Below are 24,154 nucleotides of genomic sequence, written 5' to 3'. Positions count from 1 at the left end.
TTATTTTCCTTCGATGCTCAGCGCTTCGTTAACCAGCGCTTCTTGTTGGGCTTTGTGTTGGCTGGCCAGGCCCGTTGCGGGCGAAGCCGAGGTTGCGCGACCGACGTAAGCCGGACGGGTATGTTTCGCGCCGATCCGGGACAGAACCCATTCGATATTGGGCTCAATAAAGGTCCAGGCGCCTTGGTTTTTGGGCTCTTCCTGACACCAGACCATTTCGGCATTCTTGAATCGTTCAAGCTCGTTGATCAGCGAATGTGCCGGGAAGGGATAGAACTGTTCGATCCGCATCAGGTAGACGTCGTCAATGCCACGTGCATCGCGTTCCTCCAGCAGATCAAAATAGACTTTGCCGGAACACATCACCACGCGATTGATCTTGTCATCCGCCACCAGCTTGGTGTCGGAATTACCCTTCTGTGCATCATCCCACAGCACGCGGTGGAAGCTGGAGCCGGTGGTAAAATCCTCGGCCGTGCTGACCGCCAGCTTGTGGCGCAGCAACGATTTAGGCGTCACCAGAATCAACGGCTTGCGGAACGTCCGGTGCAGTTGGCGGCGCAGGATGTGGAAATAGTTCGCGGGCGTGGTGCAGTTCGCCACGATCCAGTTGTCCTGACCGCACATTTGCAGGAACCGCTCAAGCCGCGCGGATGAGTGTTCGGGGCCCTGTCCTTCAAACCCGTGCGGCAACAGCGTAACCAAACCGGACATCCGCAGCCATTTCGATTCACCAGAACTGATGAACTGGTCGAACATGATCTGCGCGCCGTTGGCGAAGTCCCCGAACTGGGCTTCCCATAGAACAAGTGCATTGGGTTCGGCCAGCGAGTATCCGTATTCGAACCCAAGCACTGCATATTCGGACAGCATCGAGTCGATCACTTCGTACTGCGACTGGCCTGCGCGAATGTTGTTCAGCGGGTAGTACCGCTCTTCGGTTTCCTGATGAATGAACCCCGAATGGCGCTGGCTGAAGGTGCCGCGCGTGGCGTCCTGGCCAGAAAGGCGTACCGGGTACCCCTCGGTCAGCAATGACCCGAAGGCCAGCGCCTCACCAGTGGCCCAGTCAAAGCCTTTACCGGTTTCAAACATCTGCTTCTTGTGCTCAAGCAGCCGACCGACCGTCTTGTGCATGGCAAATCCGCTCGGTACGCGGGTCAGGGTGCCACCCATTTCGGCCAGAGTGTCCGGCGCGATCGCCGTCTCGCCGCGCATGTATTCGTCTTTGTTCTTGTCCAGATGCGACCAGCGCCCGTCCAGCCAATCGGCCTTGTTGGGTTTATAGTCTTTACCTGCCTCGAATTCGTCGTTCAGATGGGCCTGGAAGGCCGCTTTCATATCCTCGATTTCACCTTCGGGGATCAGGCCATCCTTGACGAGGCGTTCTGTGTACAGAGACAGCGTGGTCTTATGCGTCTTGATCTTCTTGTACATGATCGGGTTGGTGAACATGGGCTCGTCGCCCTCGTTGTGACCAAACCTGCGGTAGCAGAAGATATCCAAAACCACATCCTTGTGGAATTTCTGGCGGAACTCGGTCGCCACTTTGGCTGCATGAACAACCGCTTCGGGGTCATCCCCGTTCACGTGGAAAATCGGTGCTTCGACCATCAGCGCGATATCCGTCGGATATGGGCTGGAACGTGAGAAATGCGGCGCGGTGGTAAAGCCGATCTGGTTGTTCACAACGATGTGCATTGTCCCGCCGGTGCGATGCCCGCGAAGACCGCTCAGGCCAAAGCCTTCGGCCACGACGCCCTGACCGGCAAAGGCCGCATCCCCATGCAGCAGAATGGCCATGACCTTGGTGCGATCAGTGTCGCCCAATTGATCCTGCTTGGCGCGGACCTTGCCCAGAACCACAGGATTCACCGCCTCAAGGTGCGACGGGTTTGCAGTCAGCGACAGGTGTACGCTATTGCCGTCGAACTCGCGGTCGCTTGAGGCACCCAGATGGTACTTCACATCACCTGAGCCATCCACGTCTTCGGGCTTATAGCTGCCGCCCTGGAATTCGTTGAAGATGGCGCGATAGGGCTTGCCCATTACGTTGGCTAGAACATTCAGACGACCGCGGTGCGGCATGCCGATGACGATATCGCTGAGACCCAGCGCGCCACCCCGTTTGATGATTTGCTCCATCGCCGGAATAAGCGCCTCACCGCCATCGAGACCAAAGCGCTTGGTGCCCATGTACTTGACGTGAAGGAATTTCTCAAAGCCTTCGGCCTCGACCATCTTGTTCAGAATGGCTTTGCGGCCTTCCTTGGTGAACTGGATTTCCTTGCCATAGCCCTCAATGCGCTCTTTCAGCCATGCGGCCTCTTCCGGGTTAGAGATATGCATATATTGCAGCGCAAAAGTGCCGCAATAGGTCCGCTTCACGATCTCGACGATCTGCCGCATCGAGGCGACCTGAAGCCCCAGAACGTTGTCGATAAAGATCGGGCGATCCATGTCGGCATCGGTGAAGCCGTAGGTTTTGGGATCCAGTTCCGGATGATTGCTGGCAGCGCGCATGCCAAGGGGGTCAAGGTTGGCGGCCAGATGGCCCCGGATCCGGTAGGCTCGGATCAGCATCAGCGCCCGCAGACTGTCCAGCACTGCGCGTTTGATCTGGTCATCGCTGACTTCGACACCTTTATCGGCAGCCTTGTCCTTGATCTTCTTGCCTGCGGCCTTGGCGTCAATCTCGGCCCACTCACCGGTCAACGCACCGGTCAGATCATCGGCCGGCATGGGCGGCCAGTCCGTGCGCGCCCACGAAGGCCCTTCGGCCTCACGCTGAACATCAGGCGCGGCGTCACCCATGGCCTTGAAGAACTCGACCCAGGCAGCGTCTACCGCAGCGGGGTTCTTGGTGTACTGCGCATAAAGCTGTTCCAGGTATTCGGCGTTGTGCCCCTGCATGAAGCTCGAGGCGTGAAAGGCAGTATTGGGCGAGTGTTCGGTCATTGGGCTACCTCATGTGGGTTGGGACCGTATTGATTGGTGCCTGGTTGGCTGGGACGAGCCAGCCACCACAGCACCAGAAGGGGCGACACAAACAGAACAAGCAGTGTCGGAAGGACGATGAGCAGCGTGGCGCGGGTGAACAGGATGTCCAGACTGCCGCCATGCTGGAAATGAGAGGCAAGGCCGATACCGAAGATCAAAACAGCAAAGGCCCCAAGGATCAGCAGGATCGGCAGCAAAGCATATAGCCCACTGCGCCCGCTATCATGCATCCGCCGCCACGCGACGGCCAGATGCGGGAAGAACACGATAAGACCGACGATGCTTTGAACCGGGCCTGTTGAGGTGGCCGTGACGGATTTGGACGTCTCGGTTTCGGTCACCGCGACCTGAGTGAAGAACTGCAAATCAATGAAACCTGCGATGATGCTCCAGATCACGATGAACAGGAAAAAGAACCAGTATTCGGACCGCGAGGCACGCCCCGAGAAAGTGAAGAACTTGCAGAAACAGGTGCGGATGGCGTCAGAGAAGGTCATTCCGATTTCTCCGGTCGTTTTTTGGTAAATGTTGAGAATACGGATGAAACGATAATTTCATTGTCCGACGCATTCGAAATACGTTCAGTATTTAGAACAGCACCATTTAAGCTCCGCTCGATCCCATCGCTTTCATATGACTTAGGGCGTAGATGATAAATCGGTGGAAGCGTTTTCGGGTCTTTCCCGGAATCACCAAGCAATTGCTGATACGTAACTGGAGAGTCTTTCTCTTTCAGTGCAATTACGCAATTAACATGGCCGTAGGCTTCGTGCTCAAAGCTATCTATTCGCAAAACGCTCCCCGTTTGCTCGAGAACAAACCAGCGATCTTTTTTTTGCGAGCCATCAATAATCTGCAGGTTTCGCACACCCGCAGCATTTTTGAGGGCCAACTCCCACGTACTTGCAATTCGTGTATCCGAATAGTCGCCATAACCAAGATGGTTCAAAAGATAAGTGGCGGCGTACGATTGTATTGCACGGTTATCTAGGCTCGCAGGTATGCTGGGCGTCCAGCCAATCTGGATGAGGGCGTCAGTTATCTCCGCCAGATCGATAGTGGAGTGGCAAGCAGCTACGGTGTCCGACGCCAGCTCCGTGTCGTCGGCAATAGCAGGGGCAGTTGTGGCTGCCGTAATGGCAGCCACTAGGCCATACAGAAATTTACGGCCATGTTTCACGACTTACCCAATCGCTTCCAGCACAGCCTCGCCCAGTTGCGCCGGGCTTTCGGCCACGACGATACCGGCACTGCGCATAGCTTCGATCTTGTCCTCGGCACCGCCTTTGCCGCCAGCGACAATCGCGCCTGCGTGGCCCATGCGGCGGCCCGGAGGGGCTGTGCGGCCAGCGATGAACCCTGCAGTCGGTTTCTTGCGGCCTTTCTTGGCCTCGTCCGCCAGGAACTGCGCGGCTTCTTCCTCGGCCGAGCCACCGATCTCACCGATCATGATGATCGACTCGGTCTCGTCATCGGCCAGGAACCATTCCAGCACATCGATATGCTCGGTGCCTTTGATCGGGTCACCGCCGATGCCCACGCAGGTGGACTGGCCCAGACCCACATCGGTGGTCTGCTTGACGGCCTCATAAGTCAGTGTGCCGGAACGGGACACAACACCGACCGAGCCGCGCTTGTGGATGTGGCCGGGCATGATGCCGATCTTGCAAGCATCCGGCGTGATGACACCGGGGCAGTTCGGGCCGATCAGGCGCGAGCTTGAGCCTTCCAGTGCGCGTTTGACCTTCATCATGTCCAGCACCGGGATGCCTTCTGTGATGCAGACGATCACTTCCATCTCGGCATCAATCGCTTCGAGGATCGAGTCAGCCGCAAAGGGCGGCGGCACATAGATCACCGAGGCGTTGGCTTCGGTCACGTGCTTGGCTTCGTGGACCGAGTTGAACACGGGCAGGCCCAGATGCTCCATCCCGCCTTTGCCGGGGGTTACGCCGCCGACCATTTTGGTGCCATAGGCAATGGCCTGTTCGCTGTGGAATGTACCCTGCGAGCCGGTAAAGCCCTGACAGATCACTTTGGTGTTTTCGTCGATGAGGACTGCCATTTTGTCCCTTTCTCTAGGCGGTGTTGGATTGATTGGGTTCAGTCGCCGGCAGAACCTGCGGCGCATAGGTAATCTTCTCGAGCGTGGCACGTCCCAAGGCAAGGTTGGCCGTCGTGCGAAGGCCGCTGCTGATTTCGGCGATGCCACGCCTAACTTTTTGCCGGATCAGGGGCCAGCCGTTGGGACGCGCGCGTGGCGCACCCATCTGGTATTCGCCGGGCGCTTCGTTGCCCTGTTCGACCATGGCCGGGATCACCTGATAGATGTTGATCTGACGCGCCGCCGGCGAGGCGGAAGGGTTGAACAACAAACCATCCAGCGTAATGTCAAAGGGTTTCTGTGCCAGAAAGTGCCGGGCCGCTTCGCGTGTCAGCGCATAAGCTGCACCACCGGGATGGCGCGAGCGCATCAGGCGTAGTTCCCGCCCCAAATGGGACAACCGCTTGCGTCCAAGTGCCACGTAAAGCTTCGTGCTGCGCCAACGTTCGAACCGAACGATGTCGGCATCCTCAGGCCACCAGGACGGATCGTTCAGCCAGCCTGCCAGTTCCGGTGTCAGGAAAACATCATCCTCAAGGATCAAGGCCTGTTCCGCGCCCGAGGCAATCACCGCCTCCCACGCTTTGGCGTGACTGAGGGTGCAAGCCATGTCCTTGGTATGGAAATAGCCCCAAGGTCCTTCCGCCCGGCATTCCCGCAGAAAGTCCTCACGGGTGGCGGCATCGCAGTCAACAGCGTTGACGCGCGTCGCCGACAGGCCTGCCTTTTGCAGCTCCTGCTCCATCAAGCGCGCCCGCCCTGTGGCGCGTTCGAGGCCTATGAGGAAGATGGGGATGGTCATCAGATCGATTGCTTCTTTCGGCCTTGCGCGGCAGTGATTTGCAGCTTGGTATTTGCCGCGATGGGGCGGGCCCGAGGCCAGCCCCACTCAAACAAGCTTACCCCTTAACTGCGTTCACAATCTTCTCGGCACCGTCTTTCAGGTTGTCTGCCGCGATCACGTCCAGGCCAGAGGTGTTGATGATCTCTTTGCCCTTCTCGACATTCGTGCCTTCCAGACGCACGACCAGCGGCACTTTCAGGCCGACCTCTTTCACTGCGGCGACAACGCCCTCGGCGATCACGTCGCAACGCATGATGCCGCCGAAGATGTTGACCAGAATGCCTTTGACCTGCGGGTCCGAGGTGATGATCTTGAACGCCTCGGTCACTTTCTCTTTGGTGGCGCCGCCACCCACGTCGAGGAAGTTGGCAGGCTCTGCCCCATACAGCTTGATGATGTCCATGGTCGCCATCGCCAGACCGGCACCGTTGACCATGCAACCGATCTCACCATCCAGCGCGATATAGTTCAGGTCGTATTTCGAGGCCTCCAGTTCCTTGGGATCTTCCTCGGTCGTGTCGCGCAACTCGGCGATGTCGGGGTGGCGGTAGACCGCGTTGCCGTCAAAACCGACCTTGGCGTCCAGCACTTTGAGGTCGCCCTTGTCGGACACGATCAGCGGGTTGATCTCCAGCATTTCCATGTCCTTCTCGACGAAGGCTTGATAGAGCTGACCCATCAGTTTGACGCATTGCTTGACCTGCGCGCCTTCCAGACCCAGCGAGAAGGCGATGCGGCGGCCGTGATAGGGCATGTAGCCGGTGGCCGGATCGACCGAGAAGGACAGGATTTTCTCGGGCGTCGCGGCGGCTACTTCTTCGATGTCCATGCCGCCCTCGGTCGAACAGACGAAGGAAATGCGGCTGGTCTGACGATCCACCAGCAGAGCCAGGTACAGTTCACGCTCGATGCCCGAGCCTGCTTCGATATAGATGCGGTTGACCTGCTTGCCCGCCGGACCGGTCTGATGAGTGACCAGCGTACGGCCCAGCATCTTTTTGGCTTCTTCAGCGGCTTCTTCAACCGATTTGGTCAGACGAACACCGCCTTTTTCACCGGCGTCCGCCTCTTTGAACGAACCCTTGCCGCGACCACCCGCGTGGATCTGTGCTTTGACAACCCAAAGCGGGCCGTCCAGCTCACCTGCTGCGGTTTTGGCTTCTTCGGCGCGCAACACTGCGCGACCATCGGACACCGGTGCGCCATAGCTGCGAAGGAGGGCTTTGGCCTGATATTCGTGAATGTTCATCGAAACTGTCCCGTCTGACTGCGTTTAAACGTTATAGGGGTGTTTAAACGTCAGATTTAAAGGGTTTTCTGACTCCTCGGGGCGATTAGCCAAAGATTTTCAACTTTTGTGATCACGGTTTTTTCGCGTGTGATCACAAATTCAGTGCGCTGCGACGCTTGATTCGACAATCCGAGGATTTGTGCAAAAAAACTCATTCTACGCTGCTCAGCTTACTGCTTACGCTAACAACATCGGTCACACTTGTGGAGCGTACACCGTATGCGAGCGCGGGAAAACGCAGCAGCGCTGACTGTCTCTGGCGTCGCTTGGGCTTGGCGGTCGTCAGTTGGTTGGATAGTGTCCCGACGCCGCAAGGTGCGGTAGATTGATAGCCAGAAGGGTCCAACAGGATGAATGCACAAGGCCACAGCCTTCCGGATGCCTTGACGCTTGTCTTTGATGGTGCGGGTCGGGCGACGACGGTAAACGACGACAGTTTTCCGGTTTGGTCACCGCCGGGAACCGGGGTTGGGTTCGCATGGCAGCACCTGCGACTGGAAGCGCCAGCCACTCAATCGCTTCTGCGCGCCAGCGGGTTGGACGAATTTGTGATTGACGCGCTGATGGCTGACGAAACCCGGCCTCGGTGTACCGTACACGGTGACGGCGTCATCCTGAACCTGAGAGGCGTAAACCTGCTGCCGGATCAACTACCCGAAGATATGATTTCGGTCCGGATGTGGCTGACGGAAGCCAAAGTGATAGGTGTCTGGCGTCGGCCACTGGACGCGGTTTCCGATTTGCTGGCGTCGATAGAACGGGGGCAAGGCCCAAGAACACCCGGTGATTTTGTCGCGCGCATGGCGCTTCGGCTGGCCGACCGGGCCGAGCCGGCGATCACAGATCTAAATGAGCGCGTGGATGATCTTGAGGAAATCCTTTTGGAACCGGATGCCGATATCTCGCGGACAGAGCTTTCAGCGATCCGTCGGTCGTCGATTGTTCTGCGCGGTTACCTCGTACCCCAACGCGATGCGCTGACCACCTTGGAAATCGAAGACCTGCCCTGGCTCCAGGCGCAAGATCGGTCACGTTTACGCGAAGCATCGGAACGCATCTACCGGATCGGCGAGGACCTTGCCGCGGTTCGCGAACGAGTCCAGATCATTCATGACCAATTGATGGATCAGCGCGCCGAACGCATGAACAGCCGGATGCTAGTTCTGTCGGTCGTGAGTGCGGTGTTTCTTCCGCTAAGTCTGGTCGCGGGGGTTCTTGGGATCAATGTCGGCGGCGTGCCTGGCGCAAGCAACCCAAGCGCCTTCTGGGAGGTGTGTGTCCTGTTAGTTGTTTTAGGGGGGCTGCTTCTGGCCGTAGCTAGATGGTTAGGCATGTTCCGGTAGGTTGGGTTTAGGTCGGGCAATGTAAGTCGGGCAATGTAAAAAGCCCTGCCACAATCTCGGGCAGGGCTCTATTCTGTCCTGGCTCTCCTGTCGCCAGATCCACAGGCGACAGGGGTAGGCTACTATGCCAGCGAGCTGTCGATACCCTTGCAAGCGTCGATCAGACCCTTCACTGCGTTCACAGAGTTGTCGAAACCTGCCTGCTCGTCTTCGTTCAGCTTGATGTCAACGATACGCTCGACACCACCAGCACCGATGACGGTCGGAACGCCGACATAGAGGCCATCGACACCCAGCTCGCCGTTGCAGTAGGCCGCGCATGGCAGAACGCGTTTCTGGTCTTTCAGATAGGCCTCGGCCATTTCGATCGCCGACGTGGCAGGCGCGTAATAGGCAGAACCGGTCTTCAACAGGCCAACAATTTCAGCGCCGCCGTCACGGGTGCGCTGCACGATGGCGTCCAGTTTCTCTTGCGTGGTCCAGCCCATCTCGACCAGATCAGGCAGCGGAATACCGGCAACCGTCGAGTAGCGTACCGACGGTACCATGGTGTCGCCGTGGCCGCCCAGCACGAATGCGGTGACGTCGCGCATCGAGACGTTGAATTCTTCCGACAGAAAATGTGCAAAGCGGGCCGAGTCAAGCACCCCAGCCATGCCACAAACCTTGTTGTACGGCAGGCCCGAGAATTCACGCAGGGCCCAGACCATGGCATCCAGCGGGTTGGTGATGCAGATCACGAACGCATCGGGTGCGTGGGCAGCGATGCCTTCACCGACCGACTTCATGACCTTCAGGTTGATGCCCAGCAAATCATCGCGGCTCATGCCCGGCTTGCGGGCCACGCCTGCGGTCACGATGCACACATCCGCACCAGCGATATCGGCATAGTCGCTGGTGCCTTTCATCGAGGCGTCGAACCCTTCCGAAGGGCCGGATTCAGCGATGTCGAGCGCCTTGCCCTGCGGCAGCCCGTCTGCGATGTCAAACAGGACAACGTCACCCAGTTCTTTGACAGCTGCGAGATGTGCAAGCGTGCCGCCGATGTTCCCCGCGCCGATCAGCGCAATCTTGGGTCTGGCCATTTGGAATATCTCCGGTCGGTATTGAAATCGCGGTTGTGCTAGTCGTTAAAACGTCAATAGGCAAGGGTTCTGCGACGTGGCATACAACCGCATACCGTTTGCAGACCCTGCTTTGATTGCGCTAAACGGCCTTTGAGACAAGCCAAAACCGGGACCGTCACATGTTCGAACTGAACCTGATGTTTTTTGCCGTGGCGATCCCGGCAGTGATCTTTGCCGGTATCTCAAAGGGTGGTTTCGGTTCTGGCGTGGCCTTTGCCTCTTCGTCGATTCTGGCCTTGATCCTGACGCCCGGGCAGGCTTTGGCCTTGATGCTGCCGATTCTGATGGTGATCGACGTGGCCACACTGGGTCCGTATTGGAGACGGTGGAGTTGGCCGGATTCACGTCTGCTGATTCTGGGCGCGGTACCCGGCGTGGCGATGGGTGCGTGGCTTTATCGTGCAACGGATGATGACCTGCTGCGCCTGCTGATCGGTGGCATCTCTGTCGGATTCGTGATTTGGCACATGGCGCAATCGCAAGGTTGGGTGTGCGGGTTTGCCAGGCGACTGCCGCCGTCTTCTGGTCTTTTTGCCGGGCTGGTCGCGGGTTTCACAAGCTTTGTCAGCCACGCCGGCGGCCCCCCGGCGGCTGTCTATCTTTTGTCTCAACGGCTGACCAAAACCGAGTTTCAGGCCAGCACGGTATTGGTTTTCTGGGTGATCAATATCGCGAAATTTGTACCCTACGCTTATCTGGGCATGTTCACATGGCAGACGTTGTGGGCGGACTTGTTGCTGACACCCTTTGCGATCTTGGGGGCATGGCTGGGCGTCCGGGCACATTTCATGTTGTCCGAACGCCTGTTCTTTGGTCTCGCCTATGTGCTGCTGACACTTACCGGCAGCAAGCTGATCTGGGACTCGTTTACCTGATCAGGCATTGGGGGGCAGCGCCTCGGCGACATCTTCAAAAGACTGACCCGAAGCCACAAGGCAGGTGATCCCGTTGGGCATGGTCACCGTGATGGTCCAGCTGCCGCTTTCGTTCGAGGCAAAAAGCTCCACTACTGCGCCTTTCCGGGCCAACCCCAAACCTCTGCGCGTTTCACCATAGGCCTCGAGCAACCGTTCCAGCACATCTTCTCGAGGCGCACAGTTTTGACCCTGAGCGTGCACGTGCTGCGCGGCCAGAACCATGATTCCAAGCCCCATTGTCATCTTGAACACCGTCTTTTGCATCCCGTACCCTTTTTCGGTTCCATTTGCCGATCAGGGTGGATGGCAAGGGACGGAATCCAGTTAAGGGAACGCACGTTGCGTCGGGCTTGCTGCAGTGCGGCGATTTTATGCTTGAACTTTACTGCAAAAAATGCCCCATTCCGCGCAACTTTATTTCAATGGGAGTGGTCCATGGATCCTCGTCAGCGTCCCTATCGTTCAGTTCTGTACATCCCTGGCTCGAAGGATAGAGCCCTGGACAAGGCCCGCACTCTGCCCGTGGATGCGATCATCTTTGATCTGGAGGATGCAGTTGCAGCGGACGAAAAAGAAAACGCGCGCGAAACGCTGAAAGGCGCCCTGTCCGATGGGGGCTATGGCGCACGGGTCAAGATCGTCCGGATCAATGGGCTGGACACCGAATGGGGGCGTGCCGACGCCGAGGCTGTGCGCGACATGGATGCCGACGTTGTTCTGTTGCCCAAGGTGAATTCGGCGACCGACGCAGATGCATTGGCGGCGATCACCGGAGAATTGCCGATCTGGGCCATGATGGAAACACCGCGCGGAATGCTCAACGCGGCGGAAATCGCTGCGCATCCGCTGATGGCCGGGTTCGTGATGGGCACAAACGATCTGGCCAAAGAGCTGCAAACCCGCTTCCGTCCTGATCGCTTGCCGATGATGACTTCGCTGGGCCTGTGCCTGTTGGCTGCCAAAGCCGAGGGGTTGATCATCGTCGATGGCGTGTACAACGCTTTCAAGGATGCCGAGGGTCTGGCCGATGAGTGCGCACAAGGCCGAGACATGGGCTTTGATGGCAAAACGCTGATCCATCCGGCCCAGGTCGATGTGGCCAATAAAGCCTTTGCGCCATCGGATGATGAGATCGACCTGGCCCGCCGTCAAATCTCGGCATTTGAGGAGACCGAAGCGCAAGGGCAGGGTGTTGCTGTCGTGGATGGCAAGATTGTTGAAAATCTGCACGTTGTAACTGCCCGCGAAATTCTGGCAAAAGCAGAGGCGATATCAGCTTTGCAAGCGGGGTAAGCCAGCATGGGCTTTTTTCTTCTGATCTTGGGCGTCGCCTTGTGGTGGGCAGCGCATCTATTCAAACGTGTGGCACCCGAACGCCGCGCCGCAATGGGCGACGGGGGCAAAGGGGCAGTTGCTCTGGCACTGGTCGCGTCGATCCTGCTGATGGTGTTCGGCTATCGTATGACCGACTTCATCTATGTCTGGGCGCCGCCGACCTTCCTGATTCACGTCAATAATCTGTTGGTTCTTATCGCGATCTACATGATGAGCCCTGCAGGTACCAAAGGTCGGGTGCTGAACAAGTTTCGCCATCCGATGCTCGGCGGGTTCAAGCTGTGGGCCTTTGCGCATTTGCTGGTGAACGGAGATCTGGCTTCGATCATCCTGTTCGGCGGTCTTCTGGCATGGGCTGTGGTCGAAGTCATTGTAATCAACAAGTCCGAACCTGACTGGGCGCCGGGTGAACCCGGGACTTACGGCAAGGATGCGATGTTCTTTGTGGCGTCGATCGTGCTGCTGGGGATTATCGGATATATCCACGGCCTGGTCGGTCCGTCTCCGTTCGGCTCATGAGGACCTGACCCCATGGCGAAACTCTATCGTTTGTTGACCGAAGAGGACACGTCAGCCTTCTGTCACAAGGTGTCGGATGCGCTGGCAAAGGGATGGGAGTTGTATGGCGACCCGTCCTATACGTTCGATCCGTCCACCAACAAGATGCGCTGTGCGCAGGCCGTGACCAAAGAGGTCGCGCCCGATTATTCCCCCGACATGAAACTGGGACAGCAGTAATGGTAAAAACAAATCCGGGCCGATATTTCGAGGATTATTCCGTAGGGCAGGTACTGCAACACGCTGTGCCACGCACAGTGACCGAGGGCGAACGCGGTTTGTATCACGCGCTTTATCCCGCACGCCACGCTCTTTATTCCTCGGACGAATTTGCCCGGGATTGTGGTTTGCCGGAAAGTCCGCTTGATGATCTGGCCGCGTTTCATCTGGTGTTCGGTAAAACAGTACCGGATGTCTCGCTGAACGCAGTTGCCAATCTTGGCTACGGCGAAGGTCGCTGGCTGAAGCCTGTCTATGCCGGTGATACTCTGCGATCCGTGTCCGAGGTGATTGGTCTCAAACAGAATTCCAACGGAAAAACAGGTGTCGTTTGGGTCCGCACCCGTGGATTGAACCAATTGGACGAAGTGGTCATAGAATATGTCCGTTGGGTCATGGTGCGCAAAGCAGACGTGAATGCGCCTGCGCCCGAAACGGTTGTTCCCGAATTGAAGAAGGCATTGACACCTCAGGACTTGATCGTGCCCGAAGGTCTCGACTTCTCGAATTACGACTTCGCTTTGGCCGGTGAAGCGCATCGTTGGGGCGATTATGAAATCGGTGAGAAAATCGACCACGTGGACGGCGTCACCGTGGAAGAGGCCGAACATATGCTGGCCACGCGATTGTGGCAGAACACCGCCAAGGTGCATTTCGACCTGACGTTCCGCCCGGAAGGCAGGTTGATCTATGGTGGGCACGTGATCTCGATGGCGCGGACCTTGTCGTTCAATGGACTTGCGAACGCGCAGATGATTGTTGGCCTGAATGGTGGCGCGCATGCCAACCCCTGTTTCGCGGGCGACACGATCAAGGCCTGGTCCGAAGTACTGGATAAAGCGGAAACCGGTGTTCCCGGCGTGGGTGCGATCCGTCTGCGCATGGTGGCGACCAAGGGCGGTGTTCCATTTGAGTTGAAGACCGACGAGGGGCGGTATTTGCCCGATGTGCTTCTGGACCTCGATTATTGGGCGCTCATGCCGCAATAGGAGAGCTGACGGTTATGTGAACCATTCGCGTGCAAGCCGTGCTAGGCTTGCACCATGCATCTTCTGCGCGCGATATTAGCCAGTATTTGTCTGGCCCCGTCGGCTCAGGCCTGCGATCTGGCATTGGCCCTGGCGGTGGACGTTTCCGGCTCGGTCGACAGCAACGAGTACCGCATACAGATGGACGGGTTGGCCGCCGGTCTGCGCGACCCGGTCGTGTCCGAGGCTTTGGTTCGTGGTCAGGCGCAGTTGATGCTGGTGCAATGGACCGGGTCATCGCGTCAGCAGGTCACGATCCCCTGGACCCGTATCGACAGTTTCTCTTCACTGGATCGTTTTGCCGATCAGGTTGCCGCAGATCCACGCATCTGGCGGAATTTCTCGACGGCGATAGGTGAGGCGTTGCACACGACTCTGGATGCTTTTGATGCCGTTTCAGATTGCAAACGACGTCTGATCGATCTGTCGGGGGACGGCGTATCCAATGAAGGGGTCGAACCAACGCAGGTTCATGCCGCTCTGCGGAACCGCGGCATTGTCGTAAATGCGTTGGCGATCGAAGAGAGTGAACCGGATCTGACGGCATATTTCTTTGAGAATGTCATTGTGGGCGAAGGTGCTTTTGTCGTTTCGGCCTCCGGGTTCGCCGACTACCCGGATAGAATTCGCAAAAAACTGCTGCGCGAAGTGACGCAGCAAACGGCTGGCCTTAAGTGACAGGCTGAGAGATTCGTGATCACATCGCTTTGGCCTTGAAATCGCTAACATTGATGAAGCAGAATGTAATATGTGATCACGAGAATATTTTGTGTGATCACATACCTGAATTATCCGTCAATTTGCACTGAATTTAGTGGTTTTTGCACCCGCAGCACGTGACAGTGTCGCAAAAACCAGTAAAACGTTCGGTAGCCAACCGAAAAGGAGCCGCCATGGCCGATGTAAATCGGGGCAACCGCCCACTTTCGCCGCATCTGTCGATCTATCGTCCGCAGCTAACGTCGATCACATCCATCCTGACACGCATCACAGGCAACGCGCTTCTACTGGCCGCGTTGTTGATTGTCTGGTGGTTTCTGGCCGCAGCAACTTCGCCCGAGGCTTTCGCCATGGCAAACGGCGTAATAACCTCGATGCTTGGGGATCTGGTGATGGCACTGTCTGTTTGGGGTCTTTGGTATCACACGCTGGCCGGTGTTCGGCACCTGATCTGGGACAATGCGGTTGGTCTGGACCTTCCCACAGCGACAAAGCTGGGCTGGGCGGTTGTCATCGGATCGGTCGTTCTGACCCTTCTGACCCTTGTCATCGTCGCGTGATTGGAGGCCTGACATGCGTTATCTGACCGACCGTAAGCGCGCCGCTGGCCTTGGCTCGGCGAAATCAGGCACAGCCCATTTCTGGGCGATGAAAGTCAGCTCGGTGGCTCTGCTGATACTTGTGCCATTGTTTGTCTTCACGTTTGGCCCGGTTCTGGGCCAGCCGTTCGATGTGGTACTTGAGTATTACTCGCGGCCTTTCCCAGCCATCGTGGCAGCACTGACGCTGGCGGTTGGCTTCAAACACTTCGCAGACGGTGCGCAGGTGATGCTTGAGGACTATGTTCACGGCACGCTTGAAAAGGTCCTGATCATCTTGGTCACCTGCCTGTCCTACGGTGCGGCTGCGGCCGGCATCTTCGCCATCGCGCGCATTGCCCTTTAATTCCCGGAGCTGAAAGAAATGGCTGCATACGAATACGAAACGCATGAATATGACGTGGTCGTTGTCGGCGCCGGTGGGGCCGGTCTGCGGGCGACATTGGGTATGGCAGAACAAGGTCTGCGCACGGCTTGCGTAACCAAAGTTTTCCCGACCCGTTCCCATACCGTGGCCGCACAGGGTGGCATTGCCGCGTCGCTGTCAAACATGGGCCCCGACCATTGGCAGTGGCACATGTACGACACCGTCAAGGGCTCGGACTGGTTGGGCGATACCGATGCGATGGAGTATCTCGCGCGGGAGGCACCCAAGGCAGTCTACGAGCTGGAGCACTATGGCGTTCCGTTCAGCCGGACGGAAGAGGGCAAGATTTATCAGCGCCCCTTCGGTGGGCACACCACTGAATTCGGAGAGGGTCCTGCGGTACAGCGCACCTGTGCGGCCGCCGACCGGACCGGCCACGCGATTTTGCATACTCTGTACGGGCAGTCGCTCAAGAATAACGCCGAGTTCTATATCGAATATTTCGCCATCGACCTGATCATGTCCGAGGACGGCCAGTGTCAGGGGGTCGTCTGCTGGAAACTGGACGACGGCACCATGCATGTCTTCAACGCCAAGATGGTGGTTCTGGCGACCGGCGGCTATGGCCGTGCCTATTTCAGCGCGACCTCGGCCCACACCTGCACTGGCGATGGTGGTGGCATGGTGGCCCGAGCAGGGCTGGCCTTGCAGGATATGGAGTTCGTTCAGTTCCACCCAACCGGCATCTATGGGTCCGGCTGCCTGATCACCGAAGGTGCGCGCGGCGAAGGCGGTTACCTGACAAACTCGGAAGGTGAACGGTTCATGGAGCGCTATGCGCCCCAGTACAAGGATCTCGCACCGCGCGACTACGTTTCGCGCTCGATGACCTTGGAAATCCGCGAGGGACGGGGCGTAGGGGCCGAAGGGGATCACATTCACCTGAACCTCAGCCACTTGCCTGCCGAGGCTCTGGCGGAACGCCTGCCTGGCATCTCGGAAAGCGCCAAGATTTTTGCGGGTGTGGATGTTACCAAGGAACCGATACCGGTTCTGCCCACCGTGCATTACAACATGGGCGGTATCCCCACGAACTATTGGGGTGAGGTTCTGAACCCGACCACCGATGACCCGACGGCGATTGTTCCTGGATTGATGGCCGTTGGCGAAGCCGGCTGTGCCTCGGTCCACGGGGCGAACCGACTGGGGTCGAACTCGTTGATTGACCTTGTGGTCTTTGGCCGGGCGGCAGCGATCCGGGCTGGCAAGGTTGTCGACGCCGAAGCCGCGAACCCGGTTCTGAACCAGGCGTCGGTAGACAAGGCGTTTGACCGTTTTGATGCTGTGCGTAATGCCAGCGGTTCAATCCCAACCGCTGATCTGCGACTTGAGATGCAAAAGACCATGCAGGCGGACGCGGCCGTGTTCCGAACCGCCAAGACCATGGCCGAAGGCGTCGAGAAGATGACAGCGATTGCCGCAAAGATGGACGACCTGAAAGTCACAGACCGTTCATTGGTCTGGAACAGCGATCTGATGGAAACCCTTGAACTGGCCAACCTGATGCCAAACGCGCTTGCCACCATCGTCGGCGCCGAGGCCCGCAAGGAATCCCGAGGGGCCCATGCGCATGAGGACTTCAGCGAGCGTGATGACGAAAACTGGCGCGTTCATACGGTCAGCCGGGTTGAGGGCAACAAGGTTGAGCTCAGCTACCGTCCGGTCATCGTTGATCCACTGACGACCGAAGACCAAGGCGGTATCAGCCTGCAGAAAATCGCGCCGAAGGCGCGGACGTTCTAAGGGCTGGTCAGGAATAGGGGCGAGATGGCTGAGTTTTCTTCGACTGATTATTGGCAACGCCGATATGAGCGCGGCAAGACCTCGGGTGCGGGGTCTTACGGGCGTCTTGCTGTCTACAAAGCGAATTTCATCAACACGATGGTCGAGATGGAAGGCCTGGAATCGGTTGTGGAATTGGGGTCGGGAGACGGAAATCAGGCGCAATTGTTTGATATCCCGAAATATACCGGTTTGGATGTCTCTGACCTTTGCGTTCGGCGCTGCAATGAAGTTTTTCGATCCCGGCCCAATTGGGTGTTCAAAAACGCTGATTCTGAGGTTGAGCCGCATGACGTATCTCTTTCGCTGGATGTAATTTATCATCTGACAGAAGACAGCGTTTTCGAAAACTACATGCGGCGGCTGTTCGGACTGGCAAAGCGTTTTGTCTGTATCTATTCGTCGGATTTTGACCAGAACCCTTCCAATCAACATGTTCGCCATCGCCCGTATTCCGCCTGGATTGAAGACTTCATGCCCGGCTGGCAACTCTATTGTGAAGAAGAAAACCCGTTTGCCGTCAAAGGGCATGCTCATGCCTCAAAGAACAGCTTTGCCGCGTTCAAAGTGTTCGAGCGGAGATGAACGAGTGACTGGCACAAGCACCATATCGACCCGGGAAGCCAAGCCTACCGCTTTTGGTCCTTTCAAATGCCGGAAGGACGTTCAAAAAAGCGCATGTAGTGCTGAGATCCCAGGCGGACGGCGGCGTATGTTTTGCTGGTGCTCTCAATGACAGTCGAGAAGCTCCAATCCGGGCAAAGCGATCCCAAGATAATCCTGATCGGCTTGAACCGATGTGCGACGACCTCGTTTCACAAGCTGTTTCAGAACAGTGGGATCCCTTCGGTGCATTGGGAAGATGATCAGGGAAAAAACCTTGCCCTTCGAATGGTTACAAACATTACCATGGGCCGCAGGCCACTGGATGGGTTCGGGGCAATCCGGGCCTTCACCGATATCGCCTTTGTCAATTCGCGTTTCATGCTGGACGGCGCGAGGTTCTTTCGAGAGCTGCACGCGGCTTACCCGGACGCCTTTTTCTTGCTGAACACGCGCAATCGCGATGACTGGATCGCATCCCGTGCCAATCATTCCGGCGGTAGGTACCTTGAGCGATGCTGCAAGGCCAATGGACAAACGGCCGATGAGGTGAAACGGGGTTGGGCACATATGTACGATGTGCACCATTCCGAGGTCGAAGCTTTCTTCGACGACAACCCACGCTTTTTGCGTTTTGATATCGATCAGGACGATCCGCAAAACCTTGCGGATTTGCTCTCTCCGGATTTCGACGTGAACATCGCCCATTGGGGGCATTATAACCGAGGGGCGTCTGACCGCGCCCGGACAGGCTGAAAGGCGGCCTTGTGCTGAATGGAGAATTGACATGGTTCAACTGACCCTGCCCAAGAATTCCCGGATTATCACCGGCAAGACCTGGCCAAAGCCGGACGGCGCCACGAACGTGCGCAAGTTCCAGATCTATCGTTGGAACCCCGATGACGGGCAGAACCCGCGTGTCGATACGTATTTCGTTGATATGGATACGTGCGGTCCGATGGTTCTGGACGCGCTGATCAAGATCAAAAACGAGATTGATCCGACCTTGACGTTCCGCCGGTCTTGCCGCGAAGGCATCTGTGGATCCTGCGCGATGAATATCGATGGGATCAACACGCTGGCCTGTATCTATGGCATGGATGAGATCAAGGGTGACGTGAAAATCTACCCGTTGCCGCACATGCCGGTGGTCAAGGACCTGATCCCTGATCTGACCCATTTCTATGCCCAGCATGCGTCCATCATGCCATGGCTGGAAACCAAGACCAATCGCCCTGCGAAGGAATGGAAGCAGTCCATCGAAGACCGCAAGAAGCTGGACGGTCTTTATGAATGTGTGATGTGCGCCAGCTGCTCGACTTCATGCCCCAGCTACTGGTGGAACGGCGATCGCTACCTTGGCCCCGCAGCCTTGCTGCACGCCTATCGCTGGATCATCGACAGCCGGGATGAGGCGACGGGTGAACGTCTGGATGAGCTGGAAGATCCGTTCAAGCTCTACCGCTGTCACACAATCATGAACTGTGCCAAGACCTGTCCGAAAGGTCTGAATCCAGCCAAGGCGATTGCCGAGATTAAGAAGATGATGGTTGAGCGCGCAGTTTAATCACGGGCGCGATTTGCGATTTTCGCATGTCCATCTTGCAAAATTAGGCGATGCAGCCCCGGCTGCATTGCTATATTTTTTTGGGCAGGGAGGAGTGATGAGCTTTAATCAGGATCACTCCAATGAGCAAAGACACATTCAAACAGAAAACCGACGCCCAAGAAGCGCTGTACCTGCTTGAACAGGCATGGGCCTATTACACGCCCGAACCTGCCAAGGCTGACAAGGAACCAGAGCTGTTCGAATACGCAAACGCAGCCTGATACGGGCGGCAAGACTTGAAAACTGACGGTTTATCGGCAAAGCAGAGGGATGCCTGTTCTTCTGCTTCTTCTGGTGGCCGGCGTGTTTGCCTATTTCCTCTGGCGCTCGCGCCATTCCGGGCTGACACGTGAGTGTAGGTGGCGGCAGGACAAGAGACACGGCATCTGGCGGTGCAGCTTCTGCGGTGCCGAAATCACTGCACTGGACCAACCTTTGCGGTGTTTGAGGGCGCGTGATCCCTGAAAGATAGTGCTTTTCGCGGGCTGAATAATGCGCCACTCTGCCCGGCATGACCGTTTCAGAAAACACTATCCATCCTCCCGAAGATGCCGAATCCCGTCGCGCGGTGGCCCCTGTCATCTGTTACCCGAACGAGGCATTGCCGCGACCCGATGTGCGCTGGATGAGGTCCCTTCGCGAACGTGCAAGCAAAACGGGCGAAGTGCTGGTTTCGCCACGTGATGCGCGTTGTTTTGAAGTGCCTGCCGGCCATTTCTTTCGCATCACTTCCGTCGAGGGGCCGCAGGTTGGCGATCTGAACGTCTGGAACCTAAACGACTTGTCGGAACGCTTCTATTCCGGAAAAACCCGGGCGCTGCATGGCACGCATCTGACCACCGGAGAGCGGATGTGGTCCAGTTTCCCTCATCTGCGCCCGATGGCCACGATTATTGCGGATACGCTGGAGTGGTACGGGATCGATACCTATGGGGGGTCGGTTCATGACGTCATCGGCACGCGATGCGATCCGTATACGGGCAACCTTTTGTCCGGCACGCAATACCACCATTGCTGCCACTCCAACCTGACCCGCGCGCTTGCTGATCACCTCAATATTCCGCTGATCGAAGCCGAGCCTGCGGTGCACGATGTTTTGAATGTCTTCATGTGCACTGGTTTCACCCGCGACACTGGTCAGTACTTCATGAAAGCCTCACCCGTACGTCCCGGAGATTTTCTGGAGTTCTTTGCCGAGATTGATCTGCTGGGCAATCTCAGCGCCTGTCCGGGTGGGGATTGTTCATCCGAGCATTCCTCGGACACAGCTGCGTGTTACCCCTTGCTGGTCGAGGTTTTTGCGCCGGCTAGAGGCGATTTGGAGGGGTGGGGAAGCCCCGCGAGCAACGGTTATGATCGCTCGCACGGGCGTTAGGATCGGCAGGCACCAATATTCGGTACCTGCGCTTTGTCAGCTGTTCGGGAATGCGGCCTGAAGTGCGATCTCGACCATATCGCCAAAGCTGCTTTCACGTTCTGATGATGGCAGAGCCTCTCCGGTCAACAAGTGATCCGAAATCGTAAGTACAGCCAACGCCCTGCACTTATGACGCGCGGCCAGAATATACAGTTCGGCTGCTTCCATCTCGACTCCCAGAATGCCGTGACGCACCATTTGTTCGTTGAGATCCGGACGCTCGTCATAAAAGACATCTGACGAGTAAATTCCACCAACATGGGTTGGCGTTCCTTTGGCGGCAGCCGCTGTGGCGGCAGCTTGCAGCAGCTCCCAATCGGCGCAGGGCGCAAAGTTGAGCTCTTTCATGATGCCGCGCGACGGTGTGCTCAGCGTGGTTGATGTCATGGCCAGAATAACGTCACGAATTTTGACGCTGTCCTGCATCCCCCCGCACGAGCCAATGCGGATCAGGGTTTTTGCATCGTAATCGCGGATCAACTCGTTCACGTAAATTGAAAGAGACGGCATTCCCATGCCACTTCCCTGTATTGTTACGGGATTTCCCTTCCAGTTTCCTGTAAAGCCAAGCATTCCTCGAACGTTATTGACCTGTTTAACATCGACCAAAAACGTCTCGGCCGCCCATTTTGCCCGGTACGGATCACCAGGCAAAAGAACGGTTTCAGCTATTTCGCCTTTTTCGGCGCCAATATGAATTGTCATTTTTCCAAAACACTCAGATTAAATTTCCAATTCCGAAATATCTGCTCCTGCCGTCAGCGCGTCATGCACCCATTGAGGTTTGCGGCCGCGGCCGGTCCAGGTTTGATCGGGATTTTCCGGATTGCGGTATTTAGCCTTTGTTTTTGTTGGCTTTAAACTGCGCGGTGCTTCTCCGGACAGTTCAGACAAAGAGAAGCCAAATTCTGCCGCGGCCTTTTCTGCGGCTTTCAATGCTTCGTGACGTTCGCGCTTTTCTGCCTTTATCAAAGCTTTTTCAACGTCATCACGCAAAGCCAAAAGGTCTTTACGTGACATTTGCTCAAGATTGATCCCCATCAGTCTTCTCCACTAGATAATAATTACGGTGCACATGAGCGCGCACCGTAATTCCAAAAATCAGCTTATTCCATCCCGAATATTTCAGGGACTGAAACAGGAGAAAAAGTGCCTTAAACCTTAATTACTCTGCTGCGAGGTTCTGAGGATCTGCCAGAGTAACAATATCGCCCATTATCGAATTGAGTTCGAAGTTTTTCGGGGTGTAGACCTTGGCAACACCCATGGTTTTCAGTTTTTCGGCATCTTCGTCCGGAATAATGCCACCAACCACGACTGGGATATGAGACAACCCCGCCTGTCGTAGACGTTCCATGACGTCTTTGACCAGCGGCAGGTGGCTGCCGGACAGGATCGACAATCCAATGACATGCGCGTCATCTTCGCGGGCGGCCGCAACGATTTCTTCGGGTGTCAGGCGAATGCCTTCATAGCTGATGTCCATACCGCAATCGCGGGCACGGAAGGCAATCTGTTCGGCACCATTGGAATGGCCGTCCAGTCCGGGTTTGCCTACCAGAAACTTCAGGCGGCGGCCCAGCTTGTCGCTGACGGCATCAACGGCGGCACGCAGGTCGTCCAGACCTTCGGTCTTGTTCGAAACGGACCCCGAAACGCCGGTTGGGCCGCGATAGGTTCCGTATACCTTTCGCATCTCTTCGGCCCATTCGCCCGTTGTCACGCCTGCCTTTGCGGCGGCGATGGAGGGTTCCATGATGTTTGCCCCGGTCCGTGCTGCTTCGCGCAGCGCAGCCAGGGTGGCCGCTACGGCCGTTTCGTCCCGCTCTGTGCGCCACGTATTCAGGCGGTCGATCTGTTCTTGTTCCACAGCAGGATCAACAACCATGATGCCACCGTCTTCGGTCTGCAGGGGCGATGCCTCGCCTTCGATCCATTTGTTCACACCAACAACAACGGTTTCGTTGCGCTCGATCCGGTTCAGGCGTTCAGCGTTGGAATCCACCAGTCGGGACTTCATGTATTCGATCGAAGCGACTGCGCCGCCCATCGAATCCAGGTTGGCCAATTCGGCCCGCGCGCCTTCTTTCAGCTCTTGCACCTTGGCATCGACAGCGGGGTTGCCATCGAACAGGTCATCGTATTCCAGCAGATCGGTTTCGTAGGCTAGGATCTGCTGCATCCGCATCGACCACTGCTGGTCCCATGGGCGCGGCAGACCCAGAGCCTCGTTCCAGGCGGGCAACTGCACTGCACGGGCGCGCGCATTTTTCGAAAGGGTTACGGCCAACATCTCGATCAGGATGCGGTAGACGTTGTTTTCCGGCTGTTGCTCGGTCAGCCCCAGAGAGTTCACCTGCACGCCATAGCGGAATCGACGGAATTTCGGATTCTCTACGCCATAACGCTGTTGCAGTATTTCATCCCAAAGATCAACGAACGCGCGCATTTTGCACATTTCGGTGACAAAGCGGATACCAGCATTCACAAAAAAGGAAATGCGGCCGCAGAGTGCGGGGAAATCCTCGGCAGGTACTCGTGGGCGCAATTCGTCCAGAACGGCGATGGCCGTGGCCAGCGCATAGGCCAGTTCCTGCTCTGGCGTCGCACCCGCCTCTTGCAGGTGATACGAGCACACGTTCATCGGGTTCCATTTCGGAACATTGGTGTAGCAATACCCGGCCACGTCCGCGATCATCTTAAGTGACGGCTTTGGTGGGCAAACATAAGTTCCGCGGCTCAGGTATTCCTTGATGAGGTCGTTTTGAACTGTGCCCTGCAGTTTCGACACATCCGCGCCTTGCTCTTCCGCGACGGCGATATACAGCGCCAAAAGCCATGGGGCAGTGGCATTGATGGTCATTGAGGTGTTCATCTGTTCCAAGGGTATCTGGTCGAACAGAACTCGCATGTCACCCAGATGGCAGACTGGTACACCCACCTTGCCGACTTCACCGCGCGCCAAAGTGTGGTCGCTGTCATAGCCTGTTTGTGTCGGCAGATCGAAGGCAACGGAGAGACCGGTTTGGCCTTTCGCAAGGTTTCCCCGATAGAGCGCGTTCGAGGCTTTGGCTGTGGAATGACCAGCATAGGTTCGGATGAGCCAGGGGCGATCTTTCTGCGTCTGCGTCATTGCGGGGCCTCGCGTTTCAGTGGGCAATAAAATTACGTCTTGAGGTTCTAAAGCGCAATTTTCGGGATATGTCAATTCGCTGCGTTGCGGCATGTCGC

At 56.9% G+C, this 24,154-nt stretch carries 26 protein-coding genes; 15 read left to right on the top strand and 11 right to left on the bottom strand.

The window, feature by feature from the left end; genetic code table 11:
- The 6 genes from AC2FJB_RS08640 to sucC all read right to left on the bottom strand — a co-directional run bounded on the left by AC2FJB_RS08640 (position 1) and on the right by sucC (position 7,197).
- Positions 1 to 2,958, bottom strand: a complete 2,958-nt coding sequence (locus tag AC2FJB_RS08640) for a 2-oxoglutarate dehydrogenase E1 component (protein ID WP_496717981.1) — start codon at positions 2,956 to 2,958, stop codon at positions 1 to 3.
- Entirely contained in the window at positions 2,955 to 3,497 is a 543-nt protein-coding gene (locus AC2FJB_RS08635) for a DUF805 domain-containing protein (protein ID WP_496717982.1), read from the bottom strand. Before AC2FJB_RS08635 ends, AC2FJB_RS08640 begins: the two co-directional genes overlap by 4 nt.
- Positions 3,494 to 4,180, bottom strand: a complete 687-nt coding sequence (locus AC2FJB_RS08630; protein ID WP_496717983.1) for a hypothetical protein — start codon at positions 4,178 to 4,180, stop codon at positions 3,494 to 3,496. The genes AC2FJB_RS08635 and AC2FJB_RS08630 overlap by 4 nt, the downstream gene beginning before the upstream one ends.
- A gap of 3 nt (positions 4,181 to 4,183) precedes the next feature.
- Positions 4,184 to 5,065, bottom strand: a complete 882-nt coding sequence (sucD, locus tag AC2FJB_RS08625) for a succinate--CoA ligase subunit alpha (RefSeq protein WP_117870362.1) — start codon at positions 5,063 to 5,065, stop codon at positions 4,184 to 4,186.
- A 13-nt stretch (positions 5,066 to 5,078) separates the two neighbouring features.
- Complete coding sequence (locus tag AC2FJB_RS08620) at positions 5,079 to 5,906, bottom strand: glycosyltransferase family 25 protein (RefSeq protein WP_496717985.1); 828 nt, start codon at positions 5,904 to 5,906, stop codon at positions 5,079 to 5,081.
- 97 nt (positions 5,907 to 6,003) lie between these two features.
- Positions 6,004 to 7,197, bottom strand: a complete 1,194-nt coding sequence (sucC, locus tag AC2FJB_RS08615) for an ADP-forming succinate--CoA ligase subunit beta (protein WP_496717987.1) — start codon at positions 7,195 to 7,197, stop codon at positions 6,004 to 6,006.
- A 392-nt stretch (positions 7,198 to 7,589) separates the two neighbouring features.
- Here sucC and AC2FJB_RS08610 point away from each other — a divergent pair, with 392 nt between their 5' ends.
- Positions 7,590 to 8,582: a zinc transporter ZntB gene (locus AC2FJB_RS08610; RefSeq protein WP_496717988.1), complete on the top strand. Its 993-nt coding sequence runs from the start codon at positions 7,590 to 7,592 to the stop codon at positions 8,580 to 8,582.
- A gap of 122 nt (positions 8,583 to 8,704) precedes the next feature.
- Here AC2FJB_RS08610 and mdh read toward each other — a convergent pair whose 3' ends face one another.
- Positions 8,705 to 9,667, bottom strand: coding sequence for a malate dehydrogenase (gene mdh, locus AC2FJB_RS08605; protein WP_496717989.1), 963 nt, complete (start codon positions 9,665 to 9,667; stop codon positions 8,705 to 8,707).
- 161 nt (positions 9,668 to 9,828) lie between these two features.
- Between mdh and AC2FJB_RS08600 the strand changes: the two genes are divergently transcribed.
- Positions 9,829 to 10,584, top strand: coding sequence for a sulfite exporter TauE/SafE family protein (locus AC2FJB_RS08600; protein WP_496717990.1), 756 nt, complete (start codon positions 9,829 to 9,831; stop codon positions 10,582 to 10,584).
- On the opposite strand, the gene AC2FJB_RS08595 is transcribed toward AC2FJB_RS08600, so the two are convergent.
- Positions 10,585 to 10,890: a hypothetical protein gene (locus tag AC2FJB_RS08595; protein ID WP_496672323.1), complete on the bottom strand. Its 306-nt coding sequence runs from the start codon at positions 10,888 to 10,890 to the stop codon at positions 10,585 to 10,587.
- Positions 10,891 to 11,061: 171 nt separating this feature from the next.
- Between AC2FJB_RS08595 and AC2FJB_RS08590 the strand changes: the two genes are divergently transcribed.
- The 13 genes from AC2FJB_RS08590 to AC2FJB_RS08530 all read left to right on the top strand — a co-directional run bounded on the left by AC2FJB_RS08590 (position 11,062) and on the right by AC2FJB_RS08530 (position 20,881).
- Positions 11,062 to 11,919: an HpcH/HpaI aldolase/citrate lyase family protein gene (locus AC2FJB_RS08590; RefSeq protein ID WP_496717992.1), complete on the top strand. Its 858-nt coding sequence runs from the start codon at positions 11,062 to 11,064 to the stop codon at positions 11,917 to 11,919.
- A 6-nt stretch (positions 11,920 to 11,925) separates the two neighbouring features.
- Positions 11,926 to 12,480: an NnrU family protein gene (locus AC2FJB_RS08585; protein WP_496672317.1), complete on the top strand. Its 555-nt coding sequence runs from the start codon at positions 11,926 to 11,928 to the stop codon at positions 12,478 to 12,480.
- A gap of 12 nt (positions 12,481 to 12,492) precedes the next feature.
- Positions 12,493 to 12,699 carry a DUF1737 domain-containing protein gene (locus AC2FJB_RS08580; RefSeq protein WP_117870343.1) on the top strand — a complete coding sequence of 69 codons (207 nt, stop codon included), beginning with the start codon at positions 12,493 to 12,495 and terminating at the stop codon, positions 12,697 to 12,699.
- Positions 12,699 to 13,727, top strand: coding sequence for a MaoC family dehydratase (locus AC2FJB_RS08575; RefSeq protein WP_496717994.1), 1,029 nt, complete (start codon positions 12,699 to 12,701; stop codon positions 13,725 to 13,727). The genes AC2FJB_RS08580 and AC2FJB_RS08575 overlap by 1 nt, the downstream gene beginning before the upstream one ends.
- A 54-nt stretch (positions 13,728 to 13,781) precedes the next feature.
- A complete protein-coding gene (locus tag AC2FJB_RS08570) occupies positions 13,782 to 14,444 on the top strand; it encodes a DUF1194 domain-containing protein (protein WP_117870340.1) in 663 nt (220 codons plus the stop codon).
- A 215-nt stretch (positions 14,445 to 14,659) separates the two neighbouring features.
- Positions 14,660 to 15,046: a succinate dehydrogenase, cytochrome b556 subunit gene (gene sdhC, locus AC2FJB_RS08565; RefSeq protein ID WP_496672309.1), complete on the top strand. Its 387-nt coding sequence runs from the start codon at positions 14,660 to 14,662 to the stop codon at positions 15,044 to 15,046.
- 13 nt (positions 15,047 to 15,059) lie between these two features.
- The gene (sdhD, locus tag AC2FJB_RS08560; protein ID WP_117870336.1) at positions 15,060 to 15,431 is read left to right on the top strand and encodes a succinate dehydrogenase, hydrophobic membrane anchor protein; all 372 of its coding nucleotides are present in this window, start codon (positions 15,060 to 15,062) and stop codon (positions 15,429 to 15,431) included.
- A gap of 18 nt (positions 15,432 to 15,449) precedes the next feature.
- Positions 15,450 to 17,255, top strand: a complete 1,806-nt coding sequence (gene sdhA / locus AC2FJB_RS08555; protein WP_496717995.1) for a succinate dehydrogenase flavoprotein subunit — start codon at positions 15,450 to 15,452, stop codon at positions 17,253 to 17,255.
- Between the two features lie 24 nt (positions 17,256 to 17,279).
- The gene (locus AC2FJB_RS08550; RefSeq protein WP_496672303.1) at positions 17,280 to 17,879 is read left to right on the top strand and encodes a class I SAM-dependent methyltransferase; all 600 of its coding nucleotides are present in this window, start codon (positions 17,280 to 17,282) and stop codon (positions 17,877 to 17,879) included.
- A gap of 147 nt (positions 17,880 to 18,026) precedes the next feature.
- The gene (locus tag AC2FJB_RS08545) at positions 18,027 to 18,653 is read left to right on the top strand and encodes a sulfotransferase (protein WP_496717996.1); all 627 of its coding nucleotides are present in this window, start codon (positions 18,027 to 18,029) and stop codon (positions 18,651 to 18,653) included.
- A gap of 31 nt (positions 18,654 to 18,684) precedes the next feature.
- On the top strand, positions 18,685 to 19,464 hold the full coding sequence (locus tag AC2FJB_RS08540; RefSeq protein WP_117870326.1) for a succinate dehydrogenase iron-sulfur subunit: 780 nt from the start codon (positions 18,685 to 18,687) through the stop codon (positions 19,462 to 19,464).
- Positions 19,465 to 19,586: 122 nt separating this feature from the next.
- Entirely contained in the window at positions 19,587 to 19,727 is a 141-nt protein-coding gene (locus AC2FJB_RS08535; RefSeq protein WP_299899122.1) for a hypothetical protein, read from the top strand.
- A 290-nt stretch (positions 19,728 to 20,017) separates the two neighbouring features.
- Positions 20,018 to 20,881 (top strand): urea carboxylase-associated family protein, encoded by an 864-nt coding sequence (locus tag AC2FJB_RS08530; protein ID WP_496717999.1) that lies wholly within the window; start codon positions 20,018 to 20,020, stop codon positions 20,879 to 20,881.
- 36 nt (positions 20,882 to 20,917) lie between these two features.
- Here AC2FJB_RS08530 and deoD read toward each other — a convergent pair whose 3' ends face one another.
- From deoD to AC2FJB_RS08515, 3 genes are all read right to left on the bottom strand, one after another.
- Positions 20,918 to 21,628: a purine-nucleoside phosphorylase gene (gene deoD, locus AC2FJB_RS08525; protein WP_117870320.1), complete on the bottom strand. Its 711-nt coding sequence runs from the start codon at positions 21,626 to 21,628 to the stop codon at positions 20,918 to 20,920.
- A gap of 18 nt (positions 21,629 to 21,646) precedes the next feature.
- The gene (locus tag AC2FJB_RS08520) at positions 21,647 to 21,964 is read right to left on the bottom strand and encodes an H-NS histone family protein (protein ID WP_496718001.1); all 318 of its coding nucleotides are present in this window, start codon (positions 21,962 to 21,964) and stop codon (positions 21,647 to 21,649) included.
- 124 nt (positions 21,965 to 22,088) lie between these two features.
- Entirely contained in the window at positions 22,089 to 24,056 is a 1,968-nt protein-coding gene (locus AC2FJB_RS08515; protein WP_496718003.1) for a methylmalonyl-CoA mutase family protein, read from the bottom strand.
- Between the last annotated feature and the right edge of the window lie 98 nt (positions 24,057 to 24,154).

The sequence above is a fragment of the Ruegeria sp. CDSC085 genome, assembly GCF_059610465.1.
The sequence above is the reverse complement of the archived record's forward strand: the minus strand, read 5'-3'. Positions and strand labels throughout refer to the sequence as shown.